Genomic DNA, 18,354 nt, shown 5'->3' with positions numbered 1-18,354 from the left:
GACGCGACGCACGCCGCCATCGAGTCTCGCTGGCGGCGTCGTCCGTATTAAGGTGACCCCTGTGAGTGGAACCAGCGATCAGCCATCCCAGCCAGCCCCCGCGCACCCCGTCGGTGCCGGCCAACGCGTCGTCACCACTGCGGGCGTGCCCGCCGTCGGCCCTTGGGTCGATCCGCTGCTGGACTCCCTCATCGAGTTTCGGCGCGATGTCCACGCGCACCCCGAGCTGTCCTTCCAAGAGCACCGCACGACGGAACGCTTGCTGGCTACGTTGCGTGAGGCGGGCCTCGAACCGGTTCAAATGGCCAGCACCGGCCCCGGCGAGGGCACCGGTGCGTGGGTCGACATCGGCGAGGGGCCCCTGGCCCTGGGCCTGCGCGCCGATATCGACGCCCTGCCCGTGCTGGAGGAAACCGGCCTGGACTATGCCTCCACGACCGAGGGGGTCTGCCATGCGTGCGGGCACGACATCCACACCACGGTGGCGCTGGGGGTTGCCTTAACCCTGAGCAAGCTGCACGACGCCGGAAAGCTCGCCGCCCGTGTGCGCGTCATCTTCCAGCCCGCCGAGGAACGCATGCCGGGCGGTGCCAAGGCGGTGATTGCGCAGGGGATCTTGGACGAGGTGCCACGCGTCGTGGCGCTGCACTGCGATCCGCGGATCGATGCCGGGAAGATTGGCACGCGCATCGGCGCGATCACCTCCGCCGCGGACACCATCAAGATTGAGCTGACCGGCCGGGGCGGGCATACCTCCCGCCCGCACCTGACGGAGGACCTGGTCTTCGCCTTATCCAAGGTGGCCATTGATGTTCCGGCCGTCCTGAGCCGCCGCGTCGATGTGCGCAGCGGGGTCTCTGTGGTCTGGGGGCAAATCAGCGGCGGGTCGGCTCCCAACGCCATCCCCTCGGCCGGATACCTGGCTGGCACCATGCGCTGCCTCGACGCTGAGGCCTGGGAAGCCGCCGGGGACATGCTGGACACCGTGGTGCAACAGGTGGCCCAGCCCTTTGGGGTGGACGTCAAGCTGGAGCACGTGCGCGGCGTCCCGCCGGTCATGAACGCGTCGGCGGAGACCGAGTTGATTGAGGCCGCCGCCCGGGCCGAGATTGGGGCGCACGCGATCGTGCTCACGCCGCAATCGATGGGCGGCGAGGACTTTGCGTGGATGACGCAGAAGGTCCCGGGCTCTATGCTGCGGCTGGGCACCCGCACGCCGGGCGGGGAGACCTACGACCTGCACCGTGGCGACTACACCCCGGACGAGCGGGCCATCGGCGTCGGGGTTCGGGTCATGGCTGCGGCGGCGGTGCGCGCGGCCGTCGAAACCGCCACCGGAGTCATCGCGGAATAACTCCGAGGGCCGGGCGAGGCGGCGTTGCGGCCCGGAGTGCTACTCGTCGGTAACAGAATCTCAACGATCCTGTGGTGTTGTCCTGCGCGAGCTGACATCTCACTACCAAGAGCGCTACGCTTTGTTACGTTCAACACTTTGAACGTCCCCCCAGGCGGGACGTTGTGGGCACCTGTTCACTCGAATTGGCAACGGGCCCAGTGAGTCAACGGAGGAACTGTGAAGAATTCCCTGCGCAACACCAAGCGCTCCACCGGCGTCGCCGCCGCAGTCCTAGGCGCCTCGGCGCTCGTCCTTTCGGCCTGCGGTGCCGCGCCGGAGGAGTCCGCCGGTGGCGGAGCCGAAGAGGTCGACTACCTCGCGTGCATGGTCTCCGATGAGGGCGGCTTTGACGACGGCTCGTTCAACCAAGCCTCCTACGAGGGCCTGGTTCAGGCTGAGGAAGAGCTCGGCGTGCAAACCCGCGAGGCCGAGTCCGGCGCCTCGACCGACATGGGACCGAACCTCGATCAGATGGTCTCGGCTGGCTGCGACACGATCGTCACCGCCGGTTTCATGTTTGAAGACCTGCCGCTTAACGAGGCCGAGGCCAACGCGGAGACCAACTTCGTCGTCGTCGACTACGGCTACGAAGAGCTTCCGGAGAACATGCGCACCCTGAACTACAAGACGGGCGAGGCCGCTTACCTGGCCGGCTACGCTGCCGCCGCGTACTCCGAGTCCGGCAAGGTCGGCACCTTCGGCGGCGCGGAGATCGCGACGGTCACGGACTTCATGGTCGGTTTCGAGAAGGGCGTGCAGAAGTTCAACGAGGACAAGGGCGCCGACGTCGCCGTCGAGGGTATGGAAACCTTCGTGGGCAACTTCTCAGACACGGTCAAGGCGAAGCAGATCTCGGAGAACCTCCTGAGCTCCGGCGTGGACGTCATCATGCCGGTGGCCGGGCCGCTGGGTCAGACCACGGTGGACGCGGTGAACGAGTCCTCGTCGGAGACAGACGCCGTCGTGTGGGTTGATACCGATGGCCACGAGTACGCCAACGGCGGCGACACGGCTGTGCTGACCTCCGTGATGAAGAACATGGGCCTGACCGTGTTCGAGTCCATCGAGATGGACGTGAACGGCGAGTTTGCCTCCGAGGCCTACCTCGGCACGCTGGAGAACGGCGGCGTGGGCATCGCTCCGTTCTACGAGTTCGAGGGCGATCTGCCCAAGGGCACGATCGACGAACTGGACGCGCTGAAGGAACAGATCATCGCCGGCGAGATCGATCCGCTCGGCTAACCCTCTGGGCCCCTTCATTGGATAGATGACGGGTAACGGCCGGGGGCGCTAAGATCGCCCCCGGCCTTATTCGCGTCCAGCGGGGCCACGAGCCAATACCCATGGCAACAAACGGTCGGGAAGACGCATGAAACTGGAACTCACGGGCATCAGCAAGGCCTTCGGCGATTTCTACGCCAACGACAGCATTGATCTGCTGGTCGAACCGGGCAAGGTGCACACCCTCCTCGGGGAGAACGGCGCCGGTAAGTCGACGCTGATGAACGTCCTCTACGGGCTCTATGAGCCAACGGCGGGTCAGATCCGCATTGACGATTCGCCGGTGCAGTTCCGGGGCCCCGGCGACGCCATGGCCGCTGGCATCGGCATGGTGCACCAGCACTTCATGCTGGTCCCCGTGTTCACCGTCGCGGAAAACGTGGCGTTGGGCGATGAACACACCAAGGCCGGCGGCATCCTCGACCTCGAGCAGACCCGCCGCCGCATTCGGGAGATTTCCGACAAGTACGGTTTCCACGTGGACCCGGACGCCGTCGTCGAGGATCTGCCCGTGGGTGTCCAGCAGCGCGTGGAGATCATCAAGGCACTGGTGCGCAAAGCGGACCTGCTCATTCTGGACGAACCGACGGCAGTGCTCACGCCGAAGGAAACGGACGAGCTGATGGATATCATCCGCCAGCTCAAGGCGGACGGAACGTCCATTATTTTCATCTCCCACAAGTTGCGGGAGGTCAAAGCGATTTCCGATGACATCACCGTGATTCGTCGCGGCAAGGTCGTCGGCCAGGCGGACCCGAGCGCCGACGCCATGGAGCTGGCCTCGCTGATGGTCGGCCGTGCCGTCGACCTTTCGCTCGGGCGGCAACATTCCGACGGCACGGAGGTGGCGCTCACCATCGAGGACCTGACCGTCATCGACGGCCTCGGTGTACCCACCCTGGACCACGTCAGCCTTGAGGTGCGCAAGGGCGAGATCCTCGCCGTGGCAGGCGTTCAGGGCAATGGCCAGACGGAGCTGGTCGAGGCCATCATGGGCCTGACCGAACGCACCACGGGCTCCGTCCGGTTGGGTGGCCAAGAGCTCCTCGGCCGCAGCACCAAGGAGATCATCAACTCCGGCGTCGGCTACGTGCCGGAAGACCGCAGTACGGATGGCGTGATTGGCGACTTCTCGATCGCCGATAACCTTGTGCTCAACCGCTACGATCGGGCGCCGGTGGCCAAGGGCGGCACGCTGCAGCTGCCTTTTATCGCGGAGAACGCTGCGGCCAAGATCGACGAATTCGATATCCGCACGCAATCCGCCCAGCACACCGCCAGCCAGCTCTCGGGCGGCAACCAGCAGAAGGTGGTCCTGGCCCGCGAGTTTTCCCGGGACCTGAACCTCTTCATTGCCTCGCAGCCGACCCGCGGCGTGGACGTCGGCTCCATCGAATTCCTGCACCGCCGCATCTTGGCGGAGCGGGACAAGGACGTCCCCGTCATCGTGGTCTCCACTGAACTTGATGAGGTCGCCGAACTCGGTGACCGGATTGCCGTGCTGTTCCATGGGCGCCTGATGGGCATCGTTCCCGGCAATACGTCGCGGGACGTGCTCGGCCTGATGATGGCCGGCTCGACGGCCGACGAGGCGTTCGCCGAGGCCGAGGCCGCCCACCTGAACACCACCGAACACGATGAGCCGCAGCTGCCCGGAGGCATCGCATGAGCACCCCCAGTCCGTCCTTCCTCGCCAGGCTGCGCAGTTCCAGCGCGCTAGTCTCCGTCCTCGCGATCGTGGCATCCTTCATTGTCGGTGGCATCCTGATTGCCGCGACGGATGAGAAGACCACTTCGGCGGCCACCTACTTCTTCGCCCGGCCGTTGGATACGCTCGCCGCGGCGTGGGACGCCGCGGCCGGCTCCTACGCGGCCATGTTCCGCGGGGCCATCTTCAACTACGACGCCGGCACGTTCGCCGGCATGATGCGGCCCTTGACGGAGACGCTGACCTACGCGACGCCGTTGCTCACCGCCTCGCTGGGCGTCGCCGTCGCCTTCCGCGCAGGGCTGTTCAATATTGGCGCCCAAGGTCAGCTCATCCTCGGCGCGATGTTTGCCACGTGGATCGGCTTCACCCTCGAACTTGCCTGGCCGCTGCACCTGCTGCTGGTCATCCTCGGCTCCATCCTGGGCGGCGCCCTGTGGGGCGGTCTCGTCGGCTGGCTCAAGGCGAAGACGGGTGCGCACGAGGTCATCCTGACCATCATGCTCAACTACGTCGCGCTCAACCTGCTGGGCTACCTGCTCAACACCCCGGTGCTGCAGCGCCCGGGCTCGACCAACCCGGTCAGCCCGCAGGTGAATCCCTCCGGCATGTACCCGTTGCTCTTCGGGGAAGACTTCCGCCTGCACGCTGGCTTCCTCGTGGCGCTGGCCGCGACGGCGGTGGTGTGGTGGCTCATGAACCGGTCCACCCTCGGGTTCGAAATCAAGGCCGTCGGCTCCAACCGCCATGCCGCCAAGACCGCCGGCATCAATACCGTCAAGGTCACCGTCCTCGCGATGGTCATCGCGGGCGCGCTGGCCGGTATGTCGGGCGCCGCACAGGTCAACGGTACGGAACGCTTCCTGACCGAGTCCGTGGCCGCCTCGATCGGCTTCGACGCGATCACCGTTGCTCTCCTGGGGCGCTCCCATCCGATTGGCGTGTTGTTCGCTTCCCTGCTCTTTGGTGCCTTCCGCGCCGGCGGGTTGACGATGCAGATCGCCACGGGCACCCCCATCGACATCGTGCTGGTGGTCCAGTCCCTCATCGTCCTCTTCATCGCGGCGCCGCCGCTGGTGCGTTCCCTGTTCGGGTTGGGAGAGCGCAAGAAGAAGCGTGAGCGTCCGTCGAAGGGCGAGCCGAAGCAGGCCGTCGCTGCAGCTGCAGGAGGAGACAAGTGAGCACCGCAACCGCCACCGTGCCGGGATCCACGACCGGCGCCGTTCACGTCGTCAATAAGCGTGCCCTCGTCCTCTACGGCGTGGGAGCCTTCTTGGCCGTCCTCGTCTTCGGATTTTTCTCCCCGGGCGGAGACGCCTCCTTCCGGCTGTCCTCGGCGAACGACGCCGTTCAGCTGCCGGTCGTCACCGTCCCGGTCACTGCCGCGGGGTGGATCATTGCGGTCCTCTTGGTCGCGGGGGCCGTGTTCGCGTTCTGGAGCGAGAAGAACGCCCGCCCGTTGCGCGGGTGGGTCCCCGCGGTCTTCGCTCTGCTCTTCGTGATCGGCATCCTCGTGTGGCTCGTCGGCAGCTCGGACGCCTCGGCGATCTCCCTGCTGACCCTGCTCACGGGGTCGCTCACGCTCGCGTTGCCCATGGTCTACGGCTCCCTGGGCGGCGTGCTCGCCGAGCGCTCCGGCGTCGTCAACATCGCGATCGAGGGCCAGTTGCTCTTGGGCGCCTTCGCTGCGGCCCTGGGCGGCTCGCTGTCCGGCTCGGTCATCGGCGCCATGGTCTCGGCCGCCTTGGGCGGCGTCGTCGTCTCGAGTCTGCTGACGCTGTTCGCGGTAAAGTACCGCGTCAATCAGATCATCGTCGGCGTGGTGCTGAACGTCTTGGTCTCCGGGTTGACCGGATTCCTCTTCGGCACGCTGTTCGCCAATAACCCGGACCTCAACCGTCCGCCGCGCCTGCCCTCGCTGGCCATCCCGGGCCTGAGCGAGATCCCGATCCTCGGGCCACTGCTGTTTGACCAGACGGCCCTCGGGTACATCATGTTCGTGGCCGTCGGCGTCCTGTGGTTTGGGCTCTACAAGACCCGCTGGGGACTGCGGATTCGGGCCGTGGGCGAACACCCGAAGGCCGCGGATACCGTGGGCATCAACGTCAACCGCACGCGCGTGTTCAACGTGCTGCTCGGCGGCGCCGTCGCTGGCCTGGGCGGCAGCTTCTACACGCTCGTGTCGGTGTCCCAGTTCTCGCGGGACATGACCGCCGGCACCGGCTTCATCGCCCTGGCCGCGCTGATCTTTGGCCGGTGGAATCCGATTGGCGCGTTCTTCGCCGCACTCTTGTTCGGGTTCGCCACCAACCTGCAGTACGTGCTGAGCCAGGCGGGGACGGACGTCCCCAGCCAGTTCCTGGCGATGCTTCCCTACGTCATCACGATCTTTGCCGTCGCGGGTCTGGTGGGGGCCTCCCGGGCGCCCGCGGCCTCCGGCAAACCCTACGTGAAGGGGTAGCGCGTGAGCCGCGAACCGATGACCACGGCCGACTGGGACCGCCTCAAGGAGGCGGCCCAGTCGGCCATGGGCAAGGCCTACGCCCCGTACTCCAAGTTCCCCGTGGGCGCCGCCGCTCTGACCAGCGACGGCCGCCTGATCAGCGGGTGCAATGTCGAGAACGCCGCGTACGGCGTGGTCCTCTGCGCCGAATGCACCATGGTGGGCGAACTGCACATGAGCGGCGGTGGCCAGTTGCAGGCTTTCTATTGCGTCGGCGGCGACGGCGAGGTGCTGATGCCGTGCGGCCGCTGCCGCCAGCTGCTTTTTGAACACCGTGCGCCCGGCATGGAACTCATGACCGTGAACGGCATCAAGACCATGGACCAGGTTCTCCCGGACGCCTTCGGGCCCGACGACCTGACCGAGTACTAGTTTCCACTGAAAGGCCACGATGAGGACCGAAGCGTTTGACGCCGTCGACATTATCCGCACTAAGCGGGACCGCGGCACCCTGACCCCGGAGCAAATCGACTGGACCATCGACGCGTACACGCGCGGCGTGATCGCGGACGAGCAGATGTCCGCGTTGAACATGGCGATCCTGCTCAACGGCATGGATCGAACGGAAATCTCGCGCTGGACGGCGGCCATGATCGCCTCGGGCGAGCGGATGGACTTCTCCTCCCTGCGCACGCCGACGGGCGAGGTCAAGGCCACCGCCGACAAGCACTCCACCGGCGGTGTGGGAGACAAGATCACGCTGCCACTGGCCCCGCTGGTCGCCGTGTTCGGCGTCGCAGTGCCGCAGCTCTCCGGCCGGGGCCTTGGCCACACCGGCGGTACGCTCGACAAGCTGGAATCCATTCCCGGCTGGCAGGCCAACCTCTCCAACGAGCACCTGCTCAACCAATTGCAGGATCTGGGAGCCGTCATCTGTGCGGCCGGGTCGGGCCTCGCCCCGGCAGACAAGAAGCTCTACGCCTTGCGCGATGTCACCGGCACGGTAGAGGCGATCCCGCTGATTGCCTCGTCCATCATGTCTAAGAAGATTGCTGAAGGCACCGGGGCGTTGGTGCTGGATGTCAAGGTGGGCTCCGGCGCCTTTATGAAGGATGAGGCCATGGCGCGGGAGCTGGCCGAGACCATGGTGGCGCTCGGTACGGACGCTGGCGTGAAGACGGTGGCGCTGATGACGGACATGTCCACGCCGCTCGGCCTCACCGCGGGGAACGCCATCGAGGTCGAAGAGTCGGTAGAGGTGCTCGCCGGTGGCGGCCCCGCCGACGTCGTGGAACTCACCGTGAAGCTCGCCGAGGAAATGCTCGCCGCGGCGGGGGTGCACGACGCCGACCCGGCGGCGGCACTGGCGGACGGCCGCGCGATGGACGTGTGGAAGAAGATGATCTCTGCCCAGGGCGGAGACCCGGAGGCCTCGTTGCCGGTTGCCCGCGAGTCGGAGGTCATCTCTGCCGAGGCCGACGGCGTGCTGACCCAGCTCGACGCCCTGCAGGTGGGTCATGCGGCGTGGCGGCTTGGTGCCGGCCGCGCGCGCAAGGAGGACCCGGTGCAGGCTGGGGCCGGAGTCCGCCTGCACGCCAAGCCAGGGGATGTGGTCCGCCGCGGCCAGCCACTCATGACCCTGCTGACGGACACACCGGAGCGGTTCGAGCGGGCGCGCCAGGCGCTGGACGGGGCCGCCGTGATCGCGCCGGAGGGATCGCGGTCCTCCCGCCAGCTGGTCATCGATCGCATCGCCGAGTAACGCCCGCCGGCCCGGTGACCTGCGCACCGGCCGCGGATTCACCGGGGTCCTTCCCCTGCGGGAACTTTTCTGGTGCCCTTGCACGTGAGAAAGGGTGAGGGATCACCAAGGGAACAGGGAGCACGTGGACGCAATCAATGAGGCCATCCTCAGCGCATCGGGGGAGTGGTGGGTCCTGGTTGTCGTCTTCTTGTTCTGCGGCATTGACGCCTTCTTCCCGGTAGTTCCCAGTGAGTCCCTGCTCGTCGGTCTCGCCTCAGTGGCCGTGACGACCGGCAGCCAAGATCTGGTGCTGCTCGGCGTGTGCGGTGCCGTCGGTGCCTTCATCGGCGACCAAATCGCCTACCGGATGGGCCGGGCCGTTGGAACCGAGCGGTTTGCGTGGATGCAACGGCAGCGGGCGCGCAAAGTGTTCGCTTTTGCCGAGCGGGAGCTGGTGCGGCGCGGTGCCCTCTTGATCTTCACCGCGCGTTTCATCCCGCTGGGCCGCACGGCCGTGAACTTCACGGCAGGGGCCACCGCGTTTTCCCAGCGTCGATTCGTACTCCTCGACGCCATCGCCTGCGTGGTCTGGGCCGTGTATTCGGTGGGGATTGGATCGGTGGCAGGCCGGTGGTTCGAGGAGCACAAGCTCGTCGGCGTCGTCCTGTCCGTTCTGTTGGCATTGGTGATTGGGTACGTCCTTGACCGAATCATCTACTTCTTCATCGGCCGCCACCATCGCCACCTCGCCGAGGAGCACAGCGGCACCTAAAACATGGGTGACGGCGACGCCGTGCGCACCCTAGACTGGCAGCGTGACTGAAGAGCTGATCCACACCGCGTACTCGCCCGAATTCGACTTCCGATCCCTGCCGAAAATTTCCCTCCACGATCACCTCGACGGAGGCCTGCGCCCGGCGACGATCATCGAGCTGGCCGCCGAAGTGGGCCATGAACTGCCCCACACGGACGCCGCCGAGCTCGGCCGCTGGTTCCTCGAATCCGCGGACTCCGGCTCGCTCGAGCGCTACCTCGAAACCTTCGACCACACCATCGCCGTCATGCAGACGCGTTCGGCCCTGACCCGGGTGGCCCGCGAGTTCGTCGAAGACCTCGTCGCCGACGGCGTCATCTACGGTGAGGTTCGTTGGGCGCCCGAGCAGCACCTGCAGCGCGGCCTCAGCTTGGACGACGCCGTCGAGGCCGTTCAGGCGGGCTTGGAGGAGGGCATGGCTGGCGCCGACGAGGCCGGCACCCCGATCCAGGTGGGGCAGCTCATCACCGCCATGCGGCACGCAGACCGCGGCACCGAGATCGCTGAGCTGGCCCTGCGTCACCGCTCGCGTGGCGCAGTGGGGTTCGACATCGCCGGAGCAGAGAAGGGATTTTTGCCCTCAAAGCACGCCGCAGCCTTCGAGATCCTGGCCAACGGCATGTTCCCCGTGACCATTCACGCCGGCGAGGCCGATGGGCTGGAGTCCATCCGTGAGGCTCTCGTGATCGGCCGCGCCAACCGGCTCGGCCACGGCGTCCGGATCGCCGAAGACATTGACATCACCTTCGGCGGCGTCGACGACGACGGTCAAGAGGTCGATGAGTCTACCGGTCTCGTCACGCTCGGTCCCGTCGCCAACTGGGTTCGAGATCGGGGCATTCCGCTGGAGGTCTGCCCGTCGTCGAACCTGCAGACCGGGGCGGTGGCCGCCTATGGAGAGACCATCGAGACCCATCCCATCGATTTGCTCTACCAAACCGGCTTCAACGTCACCATCAACACGGACAACCGCCTCATGTCCGGCGTCAGCCTCTCGGACGAGTTCGAGCTCCTCGTCGAGGCGTTCGATTACGACCTCGATGACTTCCTGGAGCTGACGCTCAACGCAGCCGAGGCGGCGTTCCTGCCGCTTGAGGAGCGCGAGGTGTTGGTGGATTACATCAACAACGCCTACGCCGAGCTCGGCGCGGGAGCGGAAGCCGACGCCGAGGCGGCCGAGGGCGCGGAGTAAGCGGCATGCCGCACCCCGCTGCCCGCGGAAGCACCGCCAGCCGGGTCCCGGACGACGCGCGCCGCGCCGAGTCCGTGACCCGGTTGCTGCGCATCATCGACGACCTGCGTACGCACTGCCTGTGGACCCGAAACCTCACGCACGCTGCCCTCGTCGAGTACCTCATCGAGGAAAGTTACGAGCTCGTCGAGGCGATCGAGGACGACCACGGCCCGGAGGAGGTCCGCGGAGAGATCGCCGATGTGTTGTGGCAGCTCGTCCTGCACTCCGCCATCGCGGAGGAGGCTGGCTCGTTCGACTTTGCCGACGTGGCCGATCACTTGGCCGAGAAGATGATCCGCCGCAACAAGCACGTCTTCGCGCCGGACGGGTCCTTGCTGGGCGACTACCCCAGCACTGAGGCGGAGATCATCGCCTCATGGGACGAGGCAAAGCGCGCCGAACGGGCGGCTGCCGCGGACCCGGCGGCCGGACGCTCGGCGGGCACGGTGGCGTTCGCTGCCCCTGAGCGTCATCTGCCGGCCTTGGCGCGCGCCCAAAAAACGTTGGGTCGAGCCGAACGCGCCGGCGCTGGCGCCGTCGTCGAACGCCTGCGGGACCCCGCCGGCCAGCGAACGGTCGCGACCGAGGAAGAGCTCGGTGACGAGCTGCTGCGGATCGTGGCAGCAGCGCGCCGCGACGGCTGGGATGCTGAGCGTGCATTGCGCGGCGCCGTCGCACGCTTTACCGAGGACGTCACACGCGCGCTAGGCTAGGTGCTGCGGCCCACCGGCGTGCCCAGAGTAAGGCCCATTACAAATCTGTTTGAGGAGTTCCTTCCATGGCCCTGATCGATGCCATTCACGCCCGCGAGATCCTAGACTCCCGCGGCAACCCGACCGTTGAGGTCGAGGTCCTGCTCTCCGACGGCTCGCTCGGCCGCGCGGCCGTCCCGTCCGGTGCCTCCACCGGCGAATACGAGGCCGTTGAGCTGCGCGACGGCGACAAGGGTCGCTATTTGGGCAAGGGCGTGCAGAAGGCCGTCGACGCCGTGCTGGACACCATCCAGCCCGCACTGATTGGCCTGGATGCCACGGACCAGCGCGCCATCGACCAGACGATGATGGATTTGGACGGCACCCCGAACAAGGCGAAGCTGGGCGCCAACGCCATTTTGGGCGTCTCCCTCGCCGTCGCCAACGCTGGCGCCGAAGCCTCCAACCTGCCGCTGTACAAGTACCTGGGTGGTCCCAATGCCCACGTCCTGCCGGTACCGCTGATGAACATCCTTAACGGTGGCTCCCACGCGGATTCCGACGTCGATATTCAGGAATTCATGATCGCTCCGATTGGCGCTGAGACCTTCTCCGAGGCCCTGCGCTGGGGCGTCGAGGTCTACCACTCGCTGAAGTCCGTGCTGAAGGAGCAGGGGCTGGCGACGGGTCTTGGCGACGAGGGCGGGTTCGCCCCGAATCTGCCGAGCAACCGCGCTGCGCTGGAGCTGATCGTCTCCGCCATCGAGAAGGCCGGCTACACCCCGGGCGAGCAGATCGCCCTGGCCCTCGACGTCGCCTCCTCGGAGTTCTTCGAGAACGGCGCCTACCAGTTTGAGGGCAAGGCCCTGTCCGCCCAGGACATGAGCGATTACTACGGCCAGCTCGTCGCCGACTTCCCGCTGGTCTCCATCGAGGACCCGCTGGATGAGAACGACTGGGATGGCTGGAAGACGTTGACCGACGCCATTGGCGACAAGGTGCAGTTGGTCGGCGATGACCTGTTCGTCACCAACCCGGAGCGTCTGGGTGACGGCATCTCCCGCAGCATCGGCAACTCCCTGCTGGTCAAGGTCAACCAGATTGGCTCGCTCACGGAAACGCTGGACGCCGTCTCGATGGCCCAGCGTGCCCGCTACACCACGATCACCTCGCACCGTTCCGGCGAGACCGAGGACACCACGATCGCGGATATCGCCGTCGCGACGAACGCCGGCCAGATCAAGACCGGCGCCCCGGCCCGGTCCGAGCGCGTGGCCAAGTACAACCAGCTCCTGCGCATTGAAGAGGAACTGGGCGATGCCGCGGCCTACGCCGGGCGTGACGCGTTCCCGCGTTTCAACGGCTAATCACTCGCCTCGCGGCGTACAGTGAGAGGGGAGTTGCCCGATGGGGCGGCTCCCCTCTGGCGTGAGCGCCAGTGATCGCAGTCGAGTTCTAAGGAGCCTGCCGTGCCCAGCCGCCGCCCCAATATGCCTCGCGCGAATCGCGAGGCGCAGCGCGCCGCCGAGCGCGCGGCGGAGGAGCGGGCGGAGGCCGAGCGGGCGGAAAGTGAGCGCGTTCAGGCGCAGCGAGTGGCCGCCGAGCGCGCCGCAGCCGCGTCGCGAGCTAGCGCGGCCAAGGCCAAGCCGCCCAAGTCTCACGTGCGCTTGCGTGAGCGCGCCGCTCTCTCCGGCGGAATCCGTGCCGACGGGCCGCGCGCGGCCCGCACGTCACCTACGCATCAAGACGACGCGCGTCCGGTCCCGGCCCGGAGCTTTTCCGGCCGACTCGTGGCCTTGGCCGTCGTCTTGGCCGCCGTGACCATCATGTTGTTGCCTTCCGTGGGCGTCTACATGGACCAGCGCGAGGAGCTCGGCGAACTGCGCGCAAGCATCAGCGAGCTGGAGCAAGAGCAGGACGATTTGCAGAACCTCATCACCCGGTGGGAAGACCCCGCGTACATCCGGCAACAGGCCCGCGAGCGGATAAACTTGGTGATGCCGGGCGAGCGCCAGTACATGGTGATCGGCGAGCCGGAGGTCGAGGAAGAGCTCCAGCAGCAGAATGCCAGCTCGGAGGACGTGAGGACGGACCTCCCGTGGGTGGATGCCCTCTGGGATTCCGTCAAGCGCGCCGCCACCGATTAACCCAACGAGCAAGGAGAGACGTGCCCCAGCAGCCGTCGCACCCCCACCCCGCCGAACGCCACGAGTCGCTCGATGCCGCTGCTCGCGTGCCGAGTCCGGAGGACCTCGACACGCTGAGCCGTCAGCTGGGACGCCCGGTCCGTGACGTCGTCGAAATCGGTGCCCGATGCGTGTGCGGTAACCCCTTGGTGGCGACGACGGCGCCGCGGCTCAGCTCCGGCATTCCGTTTCCCACCACGTTCTATTTGACCCACCCCGTCATCACCGCGGCCGTGTCCCGGCTGGAGGCCGGCGGCCTGATGACGGAGATGACGCAGCGGCTCGAAGAGGATGAGTCGCTGGCCGCCGCGTACCGCGCCGCTCACGAGGACTACCTCGCTGCACGGGACGCGATCGGTTCCCGGACCGGGGTCGGCGAGGTACCCGAGATCGCGGGGGTGACCGCCGGCGGCATGCCCCATCGCGTCAAGTGCCTGCATGTTTTGGTGGGGCATTCGTTGGCGGCTGGTCCCGGGGTGAACCCCCTGGGCGACGAGGCTCTCGCGGGAATTGCCGAGTGGTGGACCGCGGACCGGTGCTACTGTCACGGCGCCTGGGACGTGACCGGCGAGGCGCCGAGCCGTGACCGCAGCCGCCACGTGAAAACTCAGGAGCAACAGGACGCCGAGGCGAAGAAGCGCGATCGCGCTGAGGCGCGTCGCCGCGCCCACACAGGGGACACGAGTCCCACAGGCCAGGCGGGCGCGGAAGCGGACGGCGCGGGGGAGAACCCCTCGGCGCGCTCTGCTTGACCGAGCCACCGGCCCTAGACCCCGCCCGCCCCGCGTGGCCGGGCAATCCACCGAGGAGGACCTCATGCGCGTTGCCGCGATTGACTGCGGAACCAACTCCATCCGCCTACTCATTGCCGATGTGCCTGACGACGGCACCCCCGGGCTACTCGACGTGGAGCGCCAGATGCGGGTGGTCCGGCTGGGCCAGGGCGTCGATGCCACGGGCCGGTTCGACGACGCCGCCCTTGAGCGCACGTTCGCCGCGCTCGACGAGTACGCCCAGCTGCTGAACCACCACCACGTCGGGCCCGCGGCGGTCCGCTTCGTGGCCACGAGTGCCACCCGTGATGCTGAGAACCGCGAGGAATTCATGGCGGGCGTTCGGGCTCGCATCGGCGTAGACCCCGAGGTGATTACGGGTGAGGAGGAGGCCGCCCTCAGCTTTGCTGGCGCCGTCTCCGTCCACCCGCCCCGGGCGGGTGAGCGGGTCCTCGTTGTGGACCTCGGCGGCGGATCCACGGAGTTCGTCGTGGGCGACGAAGACGGCGTCACGGCGTCGAAGAGCATCGACATGGGCTGTGTGCGCTTCACCGAGCGCTTCCTGCACGATGACCCGCCGACCAGCGCGCAAATTGCCGCTGCGGAAAGCACGGTCGCCGAGTACCTCGCCGAGGTGCAGCAGAGCGTGGACCTGACCCAAGTTGATCGCGTGATCGGTGTGGCTGGGACCATCACCACGATCACGGCCCACGCTCTCGACCTCGAGAAGTATCTCCCCGACCGCATCAATGGTGCGTCACTCCCGCTCGGCGTCGTCGGCGCGGCGGCGACCGAGTTGTTGGAGCTCAGCCGCGAGCGTCGTGAGTTGCTGCCCTTCATGCACCCCGGGCGGGTCGACGTGATCGGGGCCGGTGCCCTGATTTGGCGGGCCATCGTCACGCACGTAGGAGAGGTCACCGGATCACGCGTCTCCGCGGCGATCACCAGCGAGCACGATATCCTCGACGGAATCGCGCTGAACGTGGCCGCTCGCGTCTGAGCGCACCACCCGGCGTCACGGCGCGGAAGGAGCAGCATGAGCATGGCCCACGTTAGGCAGCGTCCCCGACGCCTCACGCGGCTGATGGCGGCGGCCGCCGTCGCGGCTGCGGTCATGGTCTCCAGTGTGTTCGTGGCGCCCGGCGCCACTGCCGCGCACCCGCGCGATGACCAGTATTGGCTCTCCGAATTCGGCATCGAGGCCGCTTGGGAGGTCAGCCGTGGCGAGGGTGTCAAGGTGGCCGTGATCGACACCGGGGTGGACGCTGATCATCCCGATCTCACGGGGCAAGTGATTGGTGGGGTCGATTCCTCGGGCGCCGGCAGCAGCGATGGCACCGAACCGATCGGCCCGCTGCCCGAACACGGGACGCTCGTGGCGACCATGCTGGCCGGGCACGGGAACAACACGGCGGAGATCAAGCAGGCCGAATCGGACGCGCGCAAGCAGGAGATGGCCTATAACCGGGCCAAGAAGAGCGCCGAGGAAGAGGGGGAGGAACCGCCCGAAGAGCCGGAGCCAATCGAGATCCCGGAGCCGGGTCCCGGCGACGACGGAATGATCGGGGTGGCCCCTGAGGCCGAACTGCTGACCGCGTCGGTGTGGCTCGGAGGGCAAAACCCGGCGGGCGTGAGCATCGAGGAGCAGATCCCCAACGCGGTGCGGTGGGCCGTGGATCAAGGCGCCCAAGTCATCAATCTGTCCATGGGCTCCACCAGTACGGCGTGGCCTACGTCGTGGGATGAGGCGTTTCTCTACGCCGAGGAGAACGACGTCGTCGTGGTGGCCGCCGCGGGCAACCGCGCCGGTGGGATGACGCAAGTGGGCGCGCCCGCCACCATTCCCGGCGTCCTGACGGTCGCCGGCGTCGACCGAGAGCGCCAAGCCAGCTGGGATGCCTCGACCCAGGGCATCACCATTGGCGTGGCGGCCCCTGCGGACCCGCTCGTCGGCGGCTTGCCCGGTGGCGGGTACGCCGGATGGTCAGGATCTTCCGGTGCTGCCCCGCTGGTGGCCGGCGTGGCCGCCCTGATTCGCTCCGCCGAACCCGATTTGTCGGCGGAGAATGTCATCAATCGCATCCTGAAGACTGCCGAAGACGCGGGGGAGCCGGGCTTCGACAACCTCTACGGGTACGGCATTCTGGACGCCGAGGCGGCGTTGACCGCCGACGTTGACCCGGTAGAGACCAACCCGCTGGGCACGATCTCCGAGTGGATCCGGGTGCACCGCCGGGGTGAGACGCAGCCGGAACCCAGCGAGCCCGCACCGAGCATGGACGCCGAGTCGACGGTGGAACCGATCGCGGCGCCGGCGGCCGTTGAGCCGCCCGAGCGCGGCGCCGTCGTCGGGCCCGTGACGTTGGGGGCCTCCGCCCTCGCCCTGCTCCTCGTCGCAGCACTCGGTCTGTGGCGAGTGCGCGCCACCCGCCGCGCGGCCTTAGGGGAGCAGGTCCAAGAGGGCACCATCGCGGGCAACGAGTGGACGACGGGCCGCGGGCATGACCCCTTTGACGATTTACCGGAGAAGCGCGGCTAGGGGCGGAGCCTGCAGGGGCTGGTCGGCCCCTTGACCAGCTAGTGAATGTTTTCACAAACCAGCCGATTCGGTCTATGCTGGAGTCATGCCTAACACTCCCCAGCTCTCGGACCGTCCGCGCATTCTGGTTGTCGGCGGTGGCTACGTCGGCCTCTACGTCGCGAAGAACCTGCAGAAAAAGGTTAAGGCCCACGGCGGCATCGTGACCGTCGTCGACCCGCTGCCCTACATGACCTACCAGCCCTTCTTGCCGGAGGTGGCCGGCGGCCAGATCGAGGCCCGTCACGCCATCGTCTCTCACCGGACCCACTTGCCTGACGCCGAGTTGGTGACCGGCCGCGTCACCGCCGTGGACCACGCCAACCGTAAGGCCGTCGTCGTGCCCGCCGAGGGCGAGCCGTTCGAGCTGACGTATCAGGACGTCGTCATGGCCGCCGGCGCGGTGACGCGAACCTTCCCGATCCCCGGCTTGGCCGAGGCGGGCATCGGCCTGAAGACCATCGAGGAGGCCGTGGCGCTGCGCAACAAGGTGCTTGAGCGCATCGAGACGGCCTCGCTGTTGCCCGCCGGACCCGAGCGTGAAGCGGCCCTGACCTTCGTCGTCGTTGGCGGCGGATTCGCCGGCATCGAGGCCATCACCGAACTTGAGGACATGGTCCGCAGCGCGGTGAAGAAGAACGAGCGTGTGGAGCAGGACGAGATCCGCTTCAAGCTCGTCGAGGCCATGGGCCGGATCATGCCGGAGGTCACCGAGGAGCAGGCCGAGTGGGTCGTCGCCCACATGCGTTCCCGCGGTATCGAGGTCCTGCTGAACACCTCGCTGGCCAAGGCTGAGGACGGCGTCCTCGAGCTGACGGATATGACCGACAAGTCTTCGGCCGGTTCCTTCGGTGCGGACACCCTCTTGTGGACCGCCGGCGTGATGGCGAACCCCATGGTGCGTTCCACGGACTTCGCGCTCGAGCCGCGCGGCCGGATCGTCACCGGACAGGACCTGCGCATCATGAACGAGGACCGTACCGAGGTCGTCGAGGGCGCTTGGGCGGCCGGCGACGTCTCCGCGGTCCCGGACGTCACGGGCGGATTGCCGGACGGCACCTGCGTGCCGAATGCCCAGCACGCCGTGCGCCAGGCCAAGCTGCTGGCGAAGAACATTTACGCCCACCGCTACGGCGTCGGCACCGTCACCCCCTATGTTCACAAGAACCTGGGTGCCGTGGCCGGCTTTGGTACCTGGAAGGGTGTCGCCAAGGTGATGGGCATCAAGATGAAGGGCGGACTGGCGTGGCTGGCTCACCGCGGTTACCACGGTATGGCCATGCCGACCTTCGAGCGCAAGGCCCGCGTGATCGGCGGCTGGATCGGTTCGTTCGTGTGGGGCCGCGATATCACTCCGGTGTATGACCTCGAGGAACCGCGTAGCGCGTTCGTCGATGCGGCCACGCCGAAGCCGAAGCCCGAAGAGAAGAAGGGCGACGCTCAGGGATCTGACGCAAAGTCGTCGCAGAAGGCCGGAGCAAGCGCCTGACCTGAGTACACTTGAG

16 protein-coding genes are annotated in these 18,354 nt (G+C 67.2%); all 16 read left to right on the top strand.

Annotation, left to right across the window (positions count from 1 at the left end):
* Positions 1–145 precede the first annotated feature (145 nt).
* The 16 genes from IW252_RS04005 to IW252_RS03930 all read left to right on the top strand — a co-directional run bounded on the left by IW252_RS04005 (position 146) and on the right by IW252_RS03930 (position 18,338).
* Positions 146–1,354 carry an amidohydrolase gene (locus tag IW252_RS04005; RefSeq protein ID WP_196837089.1) on the top strand — a complete coding sequence of 403 codons (1,209 nt, stop codon included), beginning with the start codon at positions 146–148 and terminating at the stop codon, positions 1,352–1,354.
* A gap of 219 nt (positions 1,355–1,573) precedes the next feature.
* Entirely contained in the window at positions 1,574–2,638 is a 1,065-nt protein-coding gene (locus IW252_RS04000; RefSeq protein WP_331271431.1) for a BMP family lipoprotein, read from the top strand.
* A 127-nt stretch (positions 2,639–2,765) separates the two neighbouring features.
* Positions 2,766–4,346, top strand: a complete 1,581-nt coding sequence (locus tag IW252_RS03995; RefSeq protein ID WP_196835382.1) for an ABC transporter ATP-binding protein — start codon at positions 2,766–2,768, stop codon at positions 4,344–4,346.
* Positions 4,343–5,566, top strand: coding sequence for an ABC transporter permease (locus tag IW252_RS03990; RefSeq protein WP_196835381.1), 1,224 nt, complete (start codon positions 4,343–4,345; stop codon positions 5,564–5,566). The genes IW252_RS03995 and IW252_RS03990 overlap by 4 nt, the downstream gene beginning before the upstream one ends.
* Complete coding sequence (locus tag IW252_RS03985; protein WP_196835380.1) at positions 5,563–6,846, top strand: ABC transporter permease; 1,284 nt, start codon at positions 5,563–5,565, stop codon at positions 6,844–6,846. Before IW252_RS03990 ends, IW252_RS03985 begins: the two co-directional genes overlap by 4 nt.
* Positions 6,847–6,864: 18 nt before the next feature.
* Positions 6,865–7,260, top strand: coding sequence for a cytidine deaminase (locus IW252_RS03980; protein ID WP_196837087.1), 396 nt, complete (start codon positions 6,865–6,867; stop codon positions 7,258–7,260).
* A gap of 19 nt (positions 7,261–7,279) precedes the next feature.
* Complete coding sequence (locus IW252_RS03975; RefSeq protein WP_196835379.1) at positions 7,280–8,590, top strand: thymidine phosphorylase; 1,311 nt, start codon at positions 7,280–7,282, stop codon at positions 8,588–8,590.
* Between the two features lie 124 nt (positions 8,591–8,714).
* Complete coding sequence (locus tag IW252_RS03970) at positions 8,715–9,344, top strand: DedA family protein (protein ID WP_196835378.1); 630 nt, start codon at positions 8,715–8,717, stop codon at positions 9,342–9,344.
* Between the two features lie 43 nt (positions 9,345–9,387).
* Positions 9,388–10,578 (top strand): adenosine deaminase, encoded by a 1,191-nt coding sequence (locus tag IW252_RS03965; RefSeq protein ID WP_196835377.1) that lies wholly within the window; start codon positions 9,388–9,390, stop codon positions 10,576–10,578.
* Positions 10,579–10,583: 5 nt separating this feature from the next.
* A complete protein-coding gene (locus IW252_RS03960; protein WP_196835376.1) occupies positions 10,584–11,333 on the top strand; it encodes a MazG nucleotide pyrophosphohydrolase domain-containing protein in 750 nt (249 codons plus the stop codon).
* A 65-nt stretch (positions 11,334–11,398) separates the two neighbouring features.
* Positions 11,399–12,679, top strand: coding sequence for a phosphopyruvate hydratase (gene eno / locus IW252_RS03955; RefSeq protein ID WP_196835375.1), 1,281 nt, complete (start codon positions 11,399–11,401; stop codon positions 12,677–12,679).
* A gap of 102 nt (positions 12,680–12,781) precedes the next feature.
* Positions 12,782–13,459: an FtsB family cell division protein gene (locus IW252_RS13625; protein ID WP_331271430.1), complete on the top strand. Its 678-nt coding sequence runs from the start codon at positions 12,782–12,784 to the stop codon at positions 13,457–13,459.
* A gap of 86 nt (positions 13,460–13,545) precedes the next feature.
* Positions 13,546–14,250: a DUF501 domain-containing protein gene (locus tag IW252_RS03945; RefSeq protein WP_331271550.1), complete on the top strand. Its 705-nt coding sequence runs from the start codon at positions 13,546–13,548 to the stop codon at positions 14,248–14,250.
* A gap of 64 nt (positions 14,251–14,314) precedes the next feature.
* Complete coding sequence (locus IW252_RS03940; protein WP_196835373.1) at positions 14,315–15,271, top strand: Ppx/GppA phosphatase family protein; 957 nt, start codon at positions 14,315–14,317, stop codon at positions 15,269–15,271.
* Positions 15,272–15,313: 42 nt separating this feature from the next.
* Positions 15,314–16,810 carry a S8 family serine peptidase gene (locus tag IW252_RS03935; protein WP_196835372.1) on the top strand — a complete coding sequence of 499 codons (1,497 nt, stop codon included), beginning with the start codon at positions 15,314–15,316 and terminating at the stop codon, positions 16,808–16,810.
* Between the two features lie 85 nt (positions 16,811–16,895).
* Positions 16,896–18,338 (top strand): NAD(P)/FAD-dependent oxidoreductase, encoded by a 1,443-nt coding sequence (locus IW252_RS03930; protein ID WP_196835371.1) that lies wholly within the window; start codon positions 16,896–16,898, stop codon positions 18,336–18,338.
* Positions 18,339–18,354: the final 16 nt, after the last annotated feature.

Source organism: Zhihengliuella flava, from assembly GCF_015751895.1.
GTDB lineage: Bacteria > Actinomycetota > Actinomycetes > Actinomycetales > Micrococcaceae > Zhihengliuella > Zhihengliuella flava.
The sequence above is the reverse complement of the archived record's forward strand: the minus strand, read 5'-3'. Positions and strand labels throughout refer to the sequence as shown.